Source organism: Burkholderia sp. 3C, from assembly GCF_054589155.1.
Genome location: NZ_BAAILN010000114.1, coordinates 1 through 16,393, shown reverse-complemented (window position 1 = coordinate 16,393; position 16,393 = coordinate 1). Strand labels below are relative to the sequence as shown.

The following is a 16,393-nucleotide window of genomic DNA, read 5'->3' as shown; positions in this document are numbered from 1 at the left end:
CTTGCACGCACGCCGCGATCGATCGCGGCGTGGGGCGCGTCGCACCCGCCGCCAGAGCGGGGCGATGCACGCCCCAACCCACAACGACAACCCAGGAGGAGACGATGAAAGCAAAACACGCCCTGACGGGCGCCTTGATCGGCATGGCCGGCTGTTCGGCGGCCGTCGCGCAAAGCAGCGTCACGTTGTACGGCATTCTCGATACCGGCGTCGAACTCGTCACGCATGCCGACAGGAACGGCGACCGCGTGGTGCGGATGCCGTCGATCACCGGCGAGCTGCCCTCGCGGTGGGGCATGCGCGGCGAGGAAGGGCTCGGCGGCGGCCTGTCCGCGGTATTCGATCTCGAGAGCGGCTTCAACGTCGCCTCGGGCTCCTCGAACCAGGGCGGACGCCTGTTCGGCCGGCAGGCCTGGGTGGGCATCAAGGGGCCGTTCGGCACCTTGAGCTTCGGTCGGCAATACACCATGACGCTCTGGGCGATACAGGATTCCGACCTGCTCGGCCCCGACATCTACGGCGGCCTCAGTTCGTTGGACCTCTACATTCCCAACGCGCGCAGCGACAACACCGTCGCCTGGAAAGGCACGTATCGCGGCGTTACGGCCGGCGCGACCTATTCGTTCGGGCGCGATTCCGGCGGCACCGGCAACTCGCCGGGGCAAGGCACCTGCGCCGGCCAGGTGGCCGGCAGCTTCGAGCCATGCCGCCAGTGGTCGGCGATGCTCCGTTACGACGCCAACGGATTCGGCGTGGCGGCCTCCTACGACGAGCAGCACGGCGGCACCGGCGCGGCTGCGAACTTCTTCGACGGCGTCGCGCCGGCCGCGCTCACCGCGCCCGGCGATGTCGATGCGCGCGCGCAACTGACCGGCTATGCCAATCTCGGCCCGGTGAAAGTGGGCGGCGGCTGGCTCGGACGACACGTCGAATTCCAGGGGCCGGCGCCGTCGACGGTGCGCTCGAACCTGTTCTATCTGACCGCCTCGTACTCGCTGCTGCCCGACCTCTCCTTCGACGGTGGCGTGTACCGCATCGTCAATGCCGCGCACGACACGCGCGGCACCATCGTGATGGGGCGCACCACCTACGCGCTGTCGAAGCAGACCGCCGTCTACCTGCAGGGCGGCTATCTGTTCAACAGCGCGCATGCGGCCTACACGATCAGCCAGGGCGGCGGCGGCACCACGCCCGCGCCCGGCATGGGACAACTGGGCCTGATGGTCGGGATGCGCCATTCGTTCTGATCGGGCGCGCTCGTCCTATCGATGAGCATGCCGGTGCATGGTCAAGCGCCGACCCGGCATGTGTGCCTGAAGATGCGTGGGCACGGCCGTCATGTTTCCGGGTTTGCGCACGCACCCTGCTGACAAGAAAACTCATTTGCCGATTCACGACACGATTCGCCCCAGGGGCCAGCAGCGCGACGAAGTCCGTGCGACGAGCCACCCGGTTTTGCGACTCGATGACACGGCCGGAACCACCCGCACGACTGGACACATACCCGGTCGATCCGTACTGTTGCAGGCACGGAATGCAGGCATGGCTACGGCCGCAATTGCCGCTTGCCCACGGTGCGCTGGCTCGTCGTCGAGCCGCGTGATCAACGTCATGACCAAGGAGAATGCACCATGGGTATGCGTCCAGACCCCACTTTTCACGCATCGCCAAAACTCGCGATGGAGGCGCCGACGGAGAACTTTGCGTACACGCTGTTGCTCAGTCCGGATTTTTCGAAGCCCGACGCGCTCGCCGTGATCGACGTGAAGCCTGAATCGCCCACCTACGGCCAGGTCGTGCACACGGTCACCATGCCCGAAGCCGGCGACGAATTTCATCACTTCGGCTGGAATGCCTGTTCGTCGTCGTTGTCGCCGCTCTCGGGGCACGCGTTTCTCGAGCGGCGTTTCCTGATCATCCCCGGCCTGCGTTCGTCCCGCATCTACATCATCGATACGAAGCCCGAGCCGACGCAGGCGCGCATTCACAAGATCATCGAGCCGAAAGAGGTATTCGCCAAAACGGGCTATTCGCGTCCGCACACGGTGCACTGCGGGCCGGAGGGCATTTACGTGAGCACGCTCGGAGGCGGCGGCAAGGACGGCACCGACGGCCCGCCGGGCATCTTCATCATCGATTGCGAAACGTTCGAGGTGCTCGGCCGTTGGGAGATGGAACGCGGCGCGCAGGAGAAGCACTACGATTTCTGGTGGAATCTGCCGCGCAACTACATGGTGTCGAGCGAGTGGGCGCTGCCGCCGCAGTATGAGAACGGCATCGTGCCGGAAGAACTGCTGGCGAACCGATACGGGCACAAGCTGCATTTCTGGGATCTGCGCGCGCGCCGCAACGTGCAGACGATCGACCTCGGCCCCCGGCATCAAATGGCGCTCGAAGTGCGGCCCGCGCATGATCCCGTGCGCGAGTACGGGTTCGTCGGCGTGGTCGTCGACACCACGAACCTCGAAGGGTCGATCTGGACCTGGTGGCGCGAAGGCGGCCGCTTCCACATCGAAAAGACCATCACGATCCCCGCGGAGCCCGCCGCGGCAGATCAATTGCCGCCGATACTGAAAGCGTTCGGCGCGGTGCCGCCGCTCGTCACCGACATCGACCTGTCACTCGACGACCGCTTTCTCTACGTTGCGTGTTGGGGCACCGGCGAAATGCGCCAATACGACGTCAGCGACCCGCGCAAGCCTCGGCTGGCCGGGTCCGTGCGAATCGGCGGCATTGTCGAACGCAAAGGCCATCCGAACGGCAAGCCGTTCGCGGGCGGCCCGCAAATGGTCGAGATCAGCCGCGATGGCAAGCGCGTGTATTGGACCAACTCCCTGTATTCCACGTGGGACGATCAGTTCTACCCGGACGGCGTGCCCGGCGCACAAGTCATGGCGTACGCCGGCGCCGATGGCGGCCTGAGGCTTGCGAGCGACTATTTCGTCGAGTTTCCCGACGGTTATCGCGCGCATCAGATCCGCCTCGAAGGCGGCGACTGCTCGACCGATTCGTTCTGCTATCCATCGGCAGCCTGATGCTGCCGGTGAGCGTGCAGGACGGCCTGTGGCTGGCAGTGCTCGCAAGCGGCGTCTATCACGGCATCAATCCGGCGATGGGCTGGCCGCTTGCGGTGTCGAACGGGCTGATGGCGCGACGGCCGCGTGCCTTGCTTTCGGCGCTGGCGTATCTTGCAGCGGGGCATCTTTCGGCGATGCTGATGGTGATGGTGCCGTTCGCGTTGTTGACGATGCTGGCCGGCTGGCAAACCCGCATCCAGATCGGGGCGAGCCTGCTGGTGATGGCGTTTGGCGCGATGCTGTTGATCCGGCGCCGTCATCTGCGCGTGCTTGCGCGCATTCCGCCTGCGCGGCTTGCGTTGTGGTCGTGTCTGGTCGCACTGGGCCATGGCGCCGCGCTGATGCTGCTGCCGATCTATCTGGGCCTGTGCCGCGCCGCGCCCATGGACACCGCGCATCGGGCGGCGCAAACCCTGATCGGCTTCGATTTGCGGATGGCGCTGCTGGTGTCGCTGGTGCATGCGCTCGCGATGATCGGCGCCGGTGGCCTGTTGGCGTGGCTCGTCTACCGCTATCTCGGGCTGCGCTTCGTCGCGCGCAGTTGGTTCAATCTGGATGCCGTGTGGGCCTCGAGCCTTGTGCTGGTCGGCGGGGTTTCGTTGCTGGAATGTATCCGGCAGTCCTGATTACCGTGGCGTGCGGAAGCGCGAATCTCTCTATCGGCTGATCGAGCAGCGCTCAGCGTTTGACGCTGCCCGTGCGATGTGCGATTTCGTCGAAAATCGTCTCGGCGAATTCCACCGCAGCCGGAATCTCGGCGTCGTACATCATGACGAATTCGATATCCGGGAGCACCGGCAAGCCGTCTGCCGGGCCGAGTTCGCGCAGCTCGCCGTCGATCGCGCTGCGCGGCACGGGCGCCACGGCAATGCCGGCTCGCGCGAACGCCCTGATACCCGTGACACTCGGGCTTTCGCACGCAATTCGATAGGGGGTGTCGGCCAACGCGAGCGCCTTGACGGCCGCCTCTCTAAACGGGCACGGGTCCGGAAAACACGCCAACGCCAGCTCGCCTTCGGGAAGCGGCTCATGACGCGCAAACGCCCAGGCGAGCGGTTCTCGCCACAAGGTCGCGCCCTTGTTCGAGGCGGAACACCGGCTGCCGATCACGAGATCGAAATCGCCCTTGGCGTGTCGTCGAAACAAGCTGTCGCCGATGTCGACCGTCAGATCCAGTTGCAACCCACGGCGCGCGGCGCGAAAGCGGCGCATCGCGTCAGGCAGCCAATCCCCCGCAATGTCCTCCGAAGCGGCGATCCGAAGCTTGCCGCTGTAGATATTGCCCGTTCCCAATCGGGCTCTGGCTTCCTCGCTGAGATTGAGCATGGCGCGCGCGTATCCGAGCAGCGTCTGGCCATGCTCGGTGAGCGCGACGCTGCGCGTGTTGCGGACGAAAAGCGTGCGCGCGATTTGCTGTTCCAGCCGAACCACCTGGGCACTGACCGCCGACTGACTCAGATGCAGCCGACGACCGGCCCCGGTAAAGCTCCGAGCCTCCGCAACGGCGACGAACGTGTGGAGGAGCGCGGTATCGAGCGGATGGCCCATTGATCACCAAATCAGGTTAATTCGACAAATTAATAGCGTTTCCAAATTATATCGTCGCCCGGTACGCTGCGAATCACGGTGAGCGACCGCGCATTCCGCCCGTCGCCGCCCCCTGACAAGGACCGGTTACATGACTCGCGTGCTCTATATCGAAGGTTCACCCAACAAGGCCCATTCGGCGTCGATCGAAGTGTGCAATGCCTTTCTGGATGCGTACCGGCTGGCGCATCCCGATCATGTAATAGAGAAGCTCGACATCTGGAATCTGAGGATTCCTGAATTCGACGCCGACGCCCTGGCCGCGAAATACGCCGGGCTGAACGGGGTGGCCCTGACGCCGGCACAAGCCGAGGCATGGCAAGGCATCAAGGAACTCGCTGCCCCCTTTCTCGCGGCGGACAAGCTGCTGTTCGGGGTGCCTCTGTGGAACTTCAGCATTCCCTACAAGCTGAAACATCTGATCGATGCCATCTCGCAGAAGGACGTGCTCTTCTCGTTCGACAGCTCGGGTTTTACCGGCATGTTGCGTGGGAAAAAGGCGGCGGTCGTCTACGCGCGCGGGCTCAACTTTACGTCTCCCGGTTCATTCACGCCGGCCAGCGAGTTTGATCTCCAGCGGCCCTACATGGAAACCTGGCTCAAGTTCGTGGGGGTGGAGGACGTCGTCGGGATTGTCGTCGAGCGCACGTTGCTCGGCGCGGAAGGGAAGGCCGATCGAATCGGTGCAATCGAAGAGGCGCGTGCGATCGCGCTTGAGTTCTAGTCGCACAGAGCTTCGGTGCGGCTTTGTAGCGGTGGGAAGAAACGGCCGTGATGATTTGCGACGGCGCGCAATCGTAAAAAATTCAGGTCAACTCGGGTTGCACATAACCCGTCAAAATCAACGCCGCCTGCACCGCCCCGAACAACACGATCGCCGCCGCCCCCGCAATCCCCACCACGCGCTGCGCCGTCTGCAACCGCGCCCGCAGGCGGATGCCGCGCCCCATGATGAAGCGGTTCGCGCCGATCGCGCCGAGGCCGAACAGCGTCACCGTCACGGCCACGCCAGCAGCAATCGCGAACGCGGCCGCGATGCCGATCCACGGCGCGCGCGCCGCCACCGACGCGATCAACACGAAGATCGAGCCGACGCAGGGCCGCACGCCCGATGCGAAACCGGTCGCGAGGATCTGCAGTGTCACCGTCCACCTCGACGGGTTGGCCACCATCGCGCGGCGCGACGAACGGGCATGCACCCGCAGCTTCGCGCCAAGATAGGCGGGCGCGTCGTCCGGGGTGTCGCGCGCGTCGGGCACGAGCTTGATCGCGACCGGGTCCACGCAGCAATCGCGGCGCGTCAGCGTGTTGTAAAGCGTGAAGATGCCGGCCACGCACAGCAGCAGGTAGCTGACGACATCGAGCGAGGCCGCGTTGGACAGCACGTTCGACATGCCCGCCTGCGCGAACCACGCCGCACCGAACACCAGCACGATGGCGCTCATCGCCTGCACGGCCGCGCCCCAGCTTGCCAGGCCGATGGCCTGCGCCACCCGCGTGCGCCGCGAACCCAGGTAAGCGCCGGCCACGAGCTTGCCGTGCCCCGGCCCGACCGCATGCAGCATGCCGTAGGCGAACGATACAGCGAGCAGCGTCAGCCAGGCCAACGGCGACGCGTCGCGCCGCAATTGCGCGGCGACGTCGGCGATATGCGCATTGAGCTTGCCCTGCCAGATCAGCGTGGTGACCAGCAGCGTGCGCGCGAATTCCGGCAACACCACCGTGTGCTGCGGCTCCGGAACCGGAGCCGGCGCGGCAGCTTGCGTGGAGGACGCCGACGACGCCGGCCGGATCGGCTGGCCGAATACATCGACGGTGGGCGCAGCGGCGTAACACGGCACGGCCAAGCCGAAGCCCGCCAACGCCATGCAACATGCCAGGAAAAAGGCCATCGCGGGCCGTGAGAGTCTCAGCATGACAAAGCAAATGCCTGCGGCAGATAGAGGCCGTTGAAGATGGGGTGCGTGCGATCCTGGAACGCCTTCGCGGTGCAGGCGGCGGCGGGATGGCCTTCGAGCGTCACGGGCGTCGCGCCATTCGGTTCGTAGTCCACGAAGAACGATTCGTCCCAGATGCCGAGCGACACCTTGCGCGCACTGCCGGCATCCACCGGCGCCTTGAGCGGCAGCATGAAGGTGTAGACCAGCTTGCCGTGATCGATCGACACGCGGAACCCGGTCGGCTCGCCGAACGGTTGCGCTTCGCCATTGACGTAAAGGTGACTGAAATATTGCGCGCCCGCGAGCGAGGAAAACGCCTGCTTGCGGAAGATTTCAGTTTGCTTGGCATCGAGCGGCCCGTTCTCGGGCAGGGAATCGATGCCGACGATCTGCACCGGGAACCCTTCCGAGAAGCGCCAGCTTTCGGCAATGGCGGTGACGGCCGTGCCCTGCATCTGCACGCGCGCCGCATAGCGAATCCACACATGCGGGTGCGCGGCCGCCACGCCCGATACGACCAAAGCGGCGGCCCCGGCGAGCCGCCTGACGACAGTAAGATTCCACATCGCTTTCGATTGTTGGTTCCGGCGGGCCGAGGCACGGTGCCTCGCAGCGCGCGACGACGCGAGTATAGCGGGGCTTCGGCCGGACGCGCCCGCTGCGATTCGATACAGCGCGGGCGGCCGGCCCGGCGCATTTCGCACGCCGCGCCGGCCGCTCGTTCGATCGGCCGCCGCCGGCGCGCTTACTGCGCGGCCGGATACACGCGCCGCCCGCTCACCCAGGTTTCCCGCACCACGATGTCGCGCATGCCTGCCGCGTCGAGCGCCTGCCATGTCAGCGGGTCCTGGTCGAGGATCACCAGGTCGGCCTGCTTGCCCGGCAGCAGCGAACCGATCTGCGTGTCGAGGTGACATTGCCAGGCCGCGTCGATCGTGACGGCGCGCAGCGCCTGCGCGATGCTCAGGCGCTCCGACGGGTTCAGCACTTCCACCGGCCCGGTCGCGGCGTCGCCCGTGGGCGGCACGCGCGTGGCTTCCATCACGCGGCCGACCGCCTGCTCCATGTATCGCAGCGGCCCGAACGGCGAGACGAAGTGATCGCTGTGCAGGCTGATGCGCATGCCGGCCGCCAGCGCCGACGCGCAGCGATCCAGCAATTGCGCGCGCTCGTAGCCCAGGATCGTGTCGCAGAACGCCTTGCCCCAATAACCGACGTGGCCGATCAGGAAGCTCGGCGAAATCGACATGCGCTTCATGGTCTGCAACGCGTTGTCGTGCAGCAGCGAGGCATGTTCGATGCGGTGGCGCGCCTTGATGGGCGCCGGGTCGCGATCGGCGCCCGGCGGCGGCACCTTGTCGAGCGCCAGTTGATAGGCGGCCAGCACATTGACGATCCCGTCGTCGCCGTTGGCGTGGGTGAGGATCGGCCATCCCGCATCGGCCGCCCGCGCCATCTGTTTCGCCAGGCCCCGCATGGGCGTGAAATTGAACAGGCCGTACTTGCCGACGCCCGGCACCGCATGCTCGTTGCAGCATCGATACGGGGCGCTCTGCAGGCCCGTCAAACCCTGATTCGACCCGTCGGCGATCAGCTTGATCGCACGCAGGCTGAACAACACCTCCGGATGGCTGTCGAGTTCCGGCCGGTAGAACGCGAGCCATCCGCCCAGCGCGTCGGGATCGTTGCCGTACAACGCGGCGCCCACCCGCACCGTCAGCGCGGCCGTATTGGCCAGGGCGCGCATCGTATCGACCTCGGCAGGCCCGCTCAACATGCCGAGGCCCGCGTCGAAGATCGTGGTGATGCCGCGCTGATTGGCCTCCGCGAACACCTTCAGCAGGTTCGCCAACATGACCTTCGGATCGACCGGCAGCAGATTCGACACGAGCTTGGAATGCTCTTCGGTCAGGACACCTGTCGGATAGATCTTGTCGATGCCCGCCCGCTTCAGCGCGACCGTGTTGACATAGCTGATGTGGCCGGACGCGTTGAGCAGGAAGATGCCGACATCGTCGGGCAAACCGGTATCCGGCGCGAAGCCGTCGAGCCATTCGGCATCGGGCTCCTCCCACGTCTGCATCAGCGACGGGTCCACGCCGAAGCCGCACACCCAGCGCTGGACATTGGCCGGCGGGGTCACCTCCTTCGCGGCCTTCACCGCATCGACAAGCCGCGTGCCGATCACGTCCTTGTTGTACGGGTGCAGCAGTTCCTGGCCCTTGAACGGGCTCAGGTCGGTCCACGATTTGACGAGCGCACTCGTCATCAGGTGCGCGTGCGGATCGATCAGGCCCGGCAGCAGGGCCTGGCCGGCGGCGAGCGCGTACTCGGTCACCGGCTCGGCGAACTGCTGGTCGTGCATCTGCGCACGCACTGCCTCGAGGCTGTCGACGGCGATGACCTTGCGGTCGGCGATACCGATCGCCTCGACACGCCATTCCGGCCGCTCGGGGTCCGGATAAATGGCGCCGCCGTAAAAGATAACCGGCTCCCGGCCATCGCCATCACGCAATGGCGGCAAACCGGCGATATGCGTTTTCCATTCCGGTGAGGCGTGATCGAACGACGGCATGATATGCGGACTGCAGCATGCGCAGCCAAAATGAACGGTTTCCGACATGATTCGTTTCCTTTTACGTTCTGTTTTATAACGATCGAATAAAATCCCATCGAATCAGGCCAACGACGATCGATGCGCTCCGGCCCACGGCGCGCATGTGTCCAGCCTGCCGATACGCGGAGCCGCCGTGACGGCCGTCGGTGCATCCCCGTAGACGGCGCAACGTCGGCCCGCGCGCGTTCGACTATAAATGACCGGCATGACGCGCGACACGCTTCGTCTTAATGACAGGCAGAGAATATTTTTACAAATGGCTTCAACCTTGTTTGAATCGCGAAACAATCGATCAAATTGAAGATTAAGCCTTTCGCATTCCATGGTAGCCTCGCGCGTCAGGCCGAATACGCGCGTGCCGCCACAGGCCATGCCGTGAATGAGAGAACATCGTGCGAGGGAATGGGGTGAATACGATTATCGGTATCGATCTCGGTACGACGCATAGTCTGGCCGCCGTATGGAAAGACGGCGCGCCGGTTCTGATTCCCAATGCGCTCGGCGAGTTTCTCACGCCGTCCTGCGTCGGCATCGACGACGACGGCAGCGTGCTGGTCGGCCGCGCCGCCTTGCACCGGCTGCATACGCACCCCGATCTGACCGCCGCCAACTTCAAGCGCTACATGGGCACGGCCCGCAAGCTGCGGCTCGGGCAGGCCAGCTACCGGCCCGAGGAATTGTCCTCATTCGTGCTGCGCGCGCTGAAGGCCGACGCGCAGGCGTATCTCGGCCACCCCGTCGAGCAGGCCGTGATCACCGTGCCGGCCTATTTCAACGACACCCAGCGCAAGGCCACGCGCACGGCCGGCGACCTGGCCGGCCTGAACGTCGCGCGGCTCATCAACGAGCCGACCGCCGCCGCGCTGGCCTACGGCGTGCACGAGCGCGACGCCGAGCGCAAATTCCTGATCTTCGACCTGGGCGGCGGCACGTTCGACGTCTCGATCATCGACATCTTCGAAGGCGTGATGGAGATCCGCGCCAGCGCCGGCGACAACATGCTCGGCGGCGAGGATTTCACCGGCGTGCTGGTGGACGCGTTCCTCGCGCGGCACCGGCTCGATGCGGAACGGCTGCGCGCGCACCCCGTCGACCTGCAGCGCCTGCTGCACGAAGCCGAAAGCGCCAAGCGCGCACTCACGGCGGGCGGCAGCGCGCAGATGCGCGCGACGCTCGACGGCACCGCCTACGAGATGGCCGTCACGTCGGCCGAATTCGAAACGCTGTGCACGTCGCTGCTCGACCGGCTGCGCCAACCGGTGACGCGCGCCCTGCGCGACGCCCGGATTCCGCTGGCCGAACTCAACGACGTGATCCTGGTGGGCGGCGCCACGCGCATGCCGGTGGTGCGGCGCATGGCGAGCCTGCTGTTTGGCCGGCTGCCGGCGGGTTCGCTGAATCCTGACGAGGCCGTGGCGCTGGGCGCGGCGGTGCAGGCCGGGCTCAAGCAACGCGACGCGGCGCTGGAGGAAATCGTGATGACCGACGTGGCGCCGTACAGCCTCGGCGTCGAGGTCGCCACGCAGGTCACGCCGAATCACGTCAGCGAAGGCAGCTTCCTGCCGCTCATCGAGCGCAACACCACCGTGCCGGCCAGCCGCGCGAAGACGGTCTACACGATGCACGACAACCAGACGCGCGTGAACCTGAAGGTGTATCAGGGCGAATCGCACGCGGTGGCCGACAACATCCTGCTGGGCCGCCTGCCGATCGATGTGCCGGCCGCCCCGGCGGGCTCGGTGAAGATCGAGGTGCGCTTCACGTACGACGTCAACGGGCTGCTCGAAGTGATCGCCCGGCAATTGCCCGACGGCCAGGCGCACACGCTGGTGATCGAGGAAAACCCGGGCGTGTTGAGCCCGGACGAGATCGCCGCGCGCTTGCAGGCGTTGAACAAGATGAAGATTCATCCGCGCGAAACCACCGAGAACCGCACGCTGCTGGCGCGCGCCGATCGCCTGTTCCAGGAATTGCTGGGCGATCCGCGCCATTTCATCGGGCAGCAGATCGTGACGTTCCAGTCCGTGCTCGAAACCCAGGACCCCGAAACGATCGTCCAGGCGCAGGCCGCGCTGAAGCGGGTGCTGGAGCACTTCGAAACCCGCCAGATCTTCTGACCCGGCGCGCATGAATTCCTCCGTACCATCGATCTGGGACACGCTCGGCGTGCCCGCCCACGCGACCGAAACCGACATCCGGCGCGCCTATGCCCAACGGCTCAAGACCACCCGGCCCGACGACGATCCGGTCGCGTTCCAGGCGCTGCGCGAAGCCTACGAGCGGGCGCGGCAGATCGCGCAGGCGCGGGCGGCGCGGGAAGCGCGTGATGAACCGCGCAGGGATGACGTCGAGGTTCGGGCGGCTGCGGAGCCGGTACGGCCGGTAGGCACGGATGAGGTTCAAGCGCCTGACGTGGCGGACGATCCCGAAGCGAATCGGCCGCCCGTGGCTCCGATCGTGCCGGAGGCGGTTCAGCCGCCTGTGGCATCGGCCATCCCCGAAGCGATTCAACCGCCTGCGGCTCTGGTCATCCCGGAGGCAATTCAACCGCCTGCGGCACCGGTCATTCCGGACGCGATTCAACCGCCTGCGGCACCGGTGGTGCCGGCAGTCGTTCCACCGCCCACGACGCCCGCCATCCCGGCCGACCCGAGCCCACCCTCGCCACCCCGGTTCGAGCCGCCAGAGCCGCCACCCACGCCCCCGGTCTCCCCCAACGAGATCGCCACGGCCGCGTGGCAGCGCTTCATCGCCTCGCGACGCGGCCCGCCAGCGCAACCCATCGCGCTGGCCGCCATGCTCCGCGACGACGCCCTGACCCATCTGGCGGCCCGCGACGCGTTCGAACTGTTGTGCGCGCAGTACTGCGCCCGCGACAACGCCGACCCCGCGCTGCGCATCGAAATCGCCGACATCATGCAATGGGAGCGCGATTCGAGCTTCATCCTGCGCGCGCTGCAGACTGTCGGTCACCTCGCGATGGCGCGCGTGCAGGCCGATCGCCTGTCCCGCCGCATCGAACACGATCTGCCCAAGGCATTCGCACTCCTGATCAACGCGCCCGTGTCGCCGCAACGCGCCCGGCTCATGCTGCTGTCGAGCCGACGCGCCACCCAGTTGAACAAGGCACTCGCGGCACTGCGCGGCCATCCGCGGCATGTCGTGGCGCATCGCTTCGACTTGGCCACGCTCGCGTTCTGGGAAGCGCAATACGACTCGCGCCTGAAGGCACCCGCCTGGCAGGCCGGCGTCGTATTGGCCAGCTGGTTTGCGGCGATCGTGTGGGTGGCCGCCGGCCCGTTCCGGCTGCTGATGTGGGCGCCGCCCTGGGTGACCTTCGCCGCGCTGCCGATTTTCGCCACCACGGCGCTCTTGGTGCCGGCCCTCGCCCTGCTGTTCTGGCCCGACCGTGCCCGTCGATGGTATCGGCGCGTCGAGGATCGCCCGCCGTTCCGCTATGGATGGATAGGACTCTGGACGATCGCCTCGATCACGCTCATGGAAGGGCGGCTGCACGACCTGCAGGGCATCCAGCTTGGCGGCCTGTTCGGCCTGATCGCCGCGCTCGGTTGGGCGATGGCCGCCGTGCCCGCTTCGCTCTATTCGATGTCGCTCGTCTGCAGCCTGATGCTGGCGCCGGTGCTGGGCACGCAGGCGTTTCATGCAGAGGTGTTCGGCGCGCGCAGCCTGCTCTGGAGCCTGATCAACGGCCCGTTGATCCTCGCGCTCCTGCCGGTGCAAACCTCGCTGTCGCTCGCGCTCAGGACCAACCGCCACACCATGAAACTGGCGGCGGCAGCGTGGTGGATCGTGGCCGGGCTGCTGGGCGCGGCCGCATCGATGCTCGGCATGGCTGCGGTGGTTCACGCCGCCGCGCCGTTCGCCCTGCCGCTCCTCGTGGCGGCCGCGCTGACCAGCATCTCCATCGTCGAGTGGGGCCGGCCCCGCAAGCAGTGGTTGCTGTTCGCGGCGCTGATTCCGTTGAACCTGCTGGGTCCGGTCGAATTCGGCGTGCTGTTCGCGTGGCCCATCGTGGCGGCCATCAGCGTGACGTATGCGCTTGCACGCGGCTCGGCCGAGCACGCCGCCGAACTCCGCGCCAAATGGCTGGCCGGCCGCCCTTATCGGTATCGGATACGCAGCGGCTGGCATCGCCCCGTCACCTCGATGCGGCTGCGCCTCGGGGTGACCCTGCTGACCTTCATCGTGCTCTGGACGCTGACCGCCTTCGTCTCGTTCAATCTCGGCTACGCGTCGTTCAAGCCCGATGCCAACGCTCACCGGCCCGCACGCCTCGACACATCGAATGTGACGCAGCCCACGCAGAAGCTCGACATGCTGTTGCTGCATCCGGCCGCGACGGACACCGCGAACACCCTCACGAGCCGCGCCTCGCCGGCCGCCGCATCGAGCGTGATCGACCTGCCCGCCGCCGCCGCGCTGAACCGCCCCGACTGCCACGTTCCGGCGCCCGAGTATCCGGCCTCCGCGCGCCGCCACGGCCTGAGCGGCCGCGTGGTGATTCGCGCGGTGCTGTCGCCCCAGGGCCTGCCGGAATCCGTCTCGATCGTGCAGAGCAGCCAGCACGACGACCTCGACGAGGCCGCCCGCCAGGCCGTGCTGGCCATGACCTGCAAGCCGTATCTCGTGAACGGCCGGGCGATGCGGGAGAAAGTCAGTATTCCTTTCATATTTTCACTGCGCAACGATCAGGGATGAGGCACCTGCCCGCCCGATCCTGACCAATCCTCAACACTTCGCAAACCCACCTCTCGTTTCGCCCCCTCGCCGCGCACCGCGGCGAGGCGCGCGTAGTGTTCGGGCCACGTTCGTCCTTCGCTTAACGCGCATTCACCATGCCCTCATCGATTCGTTCCGGCTCTCCCGCCCCGTCCACCCACGCCGCCCAAACCGATGCCCCCTCGCCCGACACCGCGTCCACGCCCGATGCCGGCCGCCCCACGGGCAAGCACGCGGAAGCCGCATCGGCCCAGTTCTCGGCCCTGAAATCGCGCCGCCCGAGCGAAAGCGCCGGCTCCGATGCCGCCTCCACCGCAAGCAAGACCGCCTCTCGCCTGCGCAAGGGCGCGCTGCCGCCGCACCGCCCCGGCTCGCCGACCAGCTCGCGCGCGCACGGCGACAACCCATCGATCGAACTGGCGCGCCTGTCGCGCACGCACTCGGCGGCCGGCACGCATGCCAGCGCGGCGCCGAGCATCGCATCGAGCAACGATGAGGATGACGAAATCACGCTGAAGCTGCCGTCGCCGTGCGGCGGCGCACTGACCGTCGGCAGCGACGGCACGCCCGTCTGCAAGGAAGATCACGGCGTGCAGAGCGTGCTGAACCTGATCGGTGAACTCGATCCCGAAGCGCTCAAGCATCTGAACATCGCGCCCGGCGCGCAGATTCATGTCGAGTGGGATGCGCAGTTGATGGAGAAGATGGGCAGCTTCCGCAAGCTTTGCGGCGGCAACATGCTGGTGGCCACCGATCTGCTGCGCGACGCGATCGCCAAGGGCGACAACGCGTTCACGCCCGAGGCGCGCATGCCGGGCACCGATCAGCATCCGAGCGCCTTCCTGCGCGAGGTCGGCATCCAGATCCGCGTGACGCCCGACCACGGCGCGAGCGCGCGCCTGCAGGCCGCACTCACGCACCAGCCGAACGATCCGGCCAAGCAGGCACGGCTCGCGAAATTCCGGGGCGATTTCGGCGCGATGTCGATGCTGTCGCTCGCCACCAACAAGGATTTCAACAAGGAGCTGGCCTACGGCCTCGGCGCGAGCCTGGTCGGCACCGGCGCGATCGGCGCGACGTTCGACTACGGCGTCTGGGCCAGCGTGAAGACGGCGATCGGCCCGGCCGCTGCCGCCAAGTACGGCCCGCTGCTCGATTCGCTCACGCCGCTGTTCGCCGAAACCTTCGACTCGATGGTCATCAAGCGGCTCATGGAAGTGATGAAGGGCGGCAGCTTCATGCCCGCTCAGTTGTCCGAAGCGCTCGGCGACCTCAAGGGCGCGGCATTCTCCGGCTCGATCGCGGCGGTCGGCTCGCTGCCGAACAACTTCGTGCGCGAGCTGGCGAAGGCCGCAAAGGAAAGCGGCCACGACAAGCTGGCGGTCGGCCTGCTGGTGGCCAAGCAGGTCACCAACCTGCTCGCCACCTGGACCTCCGGCGCGATGGTGCCGCTCGAAGTGATGGAGGATCACCAGGCGCTGGTCGAGCAGAAGATGGCGATGATCGAGGCCGGCACCCTGCCGCGCCCGCAAGTGGACGACGTGCTCAAGCACGTCAGCGACGAAGCGCTCGCCACGTTGCGCGCCGGGCGCGGCACCGGCTCGGCGATCCGCTCGATGGCCACCGGCGGCGAAATCGCCGCGACGCTCGGCCTGATGCTGTCACTGCTGTCGCACGCGGGCGTGCTGCCGGGCACGGTCGAGCAGTTGATCACGCTGATGTACTCCACGCCGACCGAAGTCATCAGCATGGTGTCGACGATGGCAGCCGAAAAATGGGTGGGCGCGGATTCGAGCCAGGAAGATGCGCGCATCACCACCGACGCCGCCAAGCAAAGCGGCATGCTCGGCCAGATCGCGAAATCGGACCAGACATCGCTGGCCGACCTCGACCATATCGCGCGGCCGTACGGCGAGCGCAACGCGCAACTCGGCTACGCCGTCACGGTGGCACTGGGCAGCGCGATGGGGCTGGTCGAGAAAAGCGCGGAATACGGCATGCATTACGCCGGCGCGGTCGGCCAGGGCGTGCAGGCGCTGCCGGGCGCGGCCTACGAACATGCGCTGAAGCCCGTGGGGCAGGGCATCGCGTGGACGGCGCAGAAGACGGGCGAGGCGCTCGCGCCGGTGCTCACGCCGGCCGGCCGAGCGATGCTGGCGGGCGCGGCGGCGGCCGGCACCTATGTGGTCAAGCCGACCGCCAACGCCACGGCGATGGCCGTCGACGGCGTGGTGCGCGCGCCGGGCGCCGGTGCGCGCCTGGTCGGCCAGGCGGTGGCGAGCGGCACCGACGCGGTCAGCCGGCTCGCGCGGTCGCGCCATCGCGGCCCCGCAGCGGAGCCGACCGGCGACGAGATGGTGTAAGCGCGGCGTTCATGCCGCGAGACTGACGACGGTGCGGATCGACGCGGCCTTCGTGCATCAGCACGAAGG

At 66.8% G+C, this 16,393-nt stretch carries 11 protein-coding genes; 7 read left to right on the top strand and 4 right to left on the bottom strand.

The window, feature by feature from the left end; genetic code table 11:
• Positions 1-104: 104 nt before the first annotated feature.
• The 3 genes from ACYP33_RS23165 (at position 105) to ACYP33_RS23155 (ending at position 3,703) form a co-directional block, all read left to right on the top strand.
• Entirely contained in the window at positions 105-1,247 is a 1,143-nt protein-coding gene (locus ACYP33_RS23165; RefSeq protein WP_459624090.1) for a porin, read from the top strand.
• Positions 1,248-1,631: 384 nt separating this feature from the next.
• On the top strand, positions 1,632-3,035 hold the full coding sequence (locus tag ACYP33_RS23160; protein WP_459624089.1) for a selenium-binding protein SBP56-related protein: 1,404 nt from the start codon (positions 1,632-1,634) through the stop codon (positions 3,033-3,035).
• Positions 3,035-3,703, top strand: a complete 669-nt coding sequence (locus ACYP33_RS23155) for a hypothetical protein (protein ID WP_459624088.1) — start codon at positions 3,035-3,037, stop codon at positions 3,701-3,703. Before ACYP33_RS23160 ends, ACYP33_RS23155 begins: the two co-directional genes overlap by 1 nt.
• Positions 3,704-3,755: 52 nt before the next feature.
• Here ACYP33_RS23155 and ACYP33_RS23150 read toward each other — a convergent pair whose 3' ends face one another.
• Positions 3,756-4,625, bottom strand: a complete 870-nt coding sequence (locus tag ACYP33_RS23150) for a LysR substrate-binding domain-containing protein (protein ID WP_459624087.1) — start codon at positions 4,623-4,625, stop codon at positions 3,756-3,758.
• Positions 4,626-4,755: 130 nt separating this feature from the next.
• On the opposite strand from ACYP33_RS23150, the gene ACYP33_RS23145 reads away from it, so the two are divergent.
• Positions 4,756-5,388, top strand: coding sequence for an FMN-dependent NADH-azoreductase (locus tag ACYP33_RS23145; RefSeq protein WP_459624086.1), 633 nt, complete (start codon positions 4,756-4,758; stop codon positions 5,386-5,388).
• Between the two features lie 82 nt (positions 5,389-5,470).
• Here the strand turns inward: ACYP33_RS23145 and ACYP33_RS23140 are convergent, their stop codons facing one another.
• The 3 genes from ACYP33_RS23140 to ACYP33_RS23130 form a co-directional block, all read right to left on the bottom strand.
• Positions 5,471-6,532: a nickel/cobalt transporter gene (locus ACYP33_RS23140; RefSeq protein ID WP_459624085.1), complete on the bottom strand. Its 1,062-nt coding sequence runs from the start codon at positions 6,530-6,532 to the stop codon at positions 5,471-5,473.
• A gap of 41 nt (positions 6,533-6,573) precedes the next feature.
• Positions 6,574-7,170 carry a DUF1007 family protein gene (locus ACYP33_RS23135; RefSeq protein ID WP_459624084.1) on the bottom strand — a complete coding sequence of 199 codons (597 nt, stop codon included), beginning with the start codon at positions 7,168-7,170 and terminating at the stop codon, positions 6,574-6,576.
• 179 nt (positions 7,171-7,349) lie between these two features.
• Positions 7,350-9,179: an amidohydrolase gene (locus ACYP33_RS23130; RefSeq protein ID WP_459624083.1), complete on the bottom strand. Its 1,830-nt coding sequence runs from the start codon at positions 9,177-9,179 to the stop codon at positions 7,350-7,352.
• A 449-nt stretch (positions 9,180-9,628) separates the two neighbouring features.
• Here ACYP33_RS23130 and ACYP33_RS23125 point away from each other — a divergent pair, with 449 nt between their 5' ends.
• The 3 genes from ACYP33_RS23125 to ACYP33_RS23115 all read left to right on the top strand — a co-directional run bounded on the left by ACYP33_RS23125 (position 9,629) and on the right by ACYP33_RS23115 (position 16,324).
• Entirely contained in the window at positions 9,629-11,338 is a 1,710-nt protein-coding gene (locus ACYP33_RS23125; RefSeq protein WP_459624082.1) for a molecular chaperone HscC, read from the top strand.
• Positions 11,339-11,387: 49 nt separating this feature from the next.
• Positions 11,388-13,940 carry an energy transducer TonB gene (locus ACYP33_RS23120; RefSeq protein ID WP_459624081.1) on the top strand — a complete coding sequence of 851 codons (2,553 nt, stop codon included), beginning with the start codon at positions 11,388-11,390 and terminating at the stop codon, positions 13,938-13,940.
• Positions 13,941-14,077: 137 nt separating this feature from the next.
• Positions 14,078-16,324 (top strand): hypothetical protein, encoded by a 2,247-nt coding sequence (locus ACYP33_RS23115; protein ID WP_459624080.1) that lies wholly within the window; start codon positions 14,078-14,080, stop codon positions 16,322-16,324.
• The last annotated feature ends 69 nt before the right edge of the window (positions 16,325-16,393 follow it).

Excerpts from the sequence above, each read along its gene's own strand:
- ACYP33_RS23165 (WP_459624090.1), top strand. The coding sequence starts at position 105 with ATGAAAGCAAAACACGCCCTGACGGGCGCCTTGATCGGCATGGCCGGC.
- ACYP33_RS23160 (WP_459624089.1), top strand. The coding sequence starts at position 1,632 with ATGGGTATGCGTCCAGACCCCACTTTTCACGCATCGCCAAAACTCGCG.
- ACYP33_RS23155 (WP_459624088.1), top strand. The coding sequence starts at position 3,035 with ATGCTGCCGGTGAGCGTGCAGGACGGCCTGTGGCTGGCAGTGCTCGCA.
- ACYP33_RS23150 (WP_459624087.1), bottom strand. The coding sequence starts at position 4,625 with ATGGGCCATCCGCTCGATACCGCGCTCCTCCACACGTTCGTCGCCGTT.
- ACYP33_RS23145 (WP_459624086.1), top strand. The coding sequence starts at position 4,756 with ATGACTCGCGTGCTCTATATCGAAGGTTCACCCAACAAGGCCCATTCG.
- ACYP33_RS23140 (WP_459624085.1), bottom strand. The coding sequence starts at position 6,532 with ATGGCGTTGGCGGGCTTCGGCTTGGCCGTGCCGTGTTACGCCGCTGCG.
- ACYP33_RS23135 (WP_459624084.1), bottom strand. The coding sequence starts at position 7,170 with ATGTGGAATCTTACTGTCGTCAGGCGGCTCGCCGGGGCCGCCGCTTTG.
- ACYP33_RS23130 (WP_459624083.1), bottom strand. The coding sequence starts at position 9,179 with ATGCCGTCGTTCGATCACGCCTCACCGGAATGGAAAACGCATATCGCC.
- ACYP33_RS23115 (WP_459624080.1), top strand. The coding sequence starts at position 14,078 with ATGCCCTCATCGATTCGTTCCGGCTCTCCCGCCCCGTCCACCCACGCC.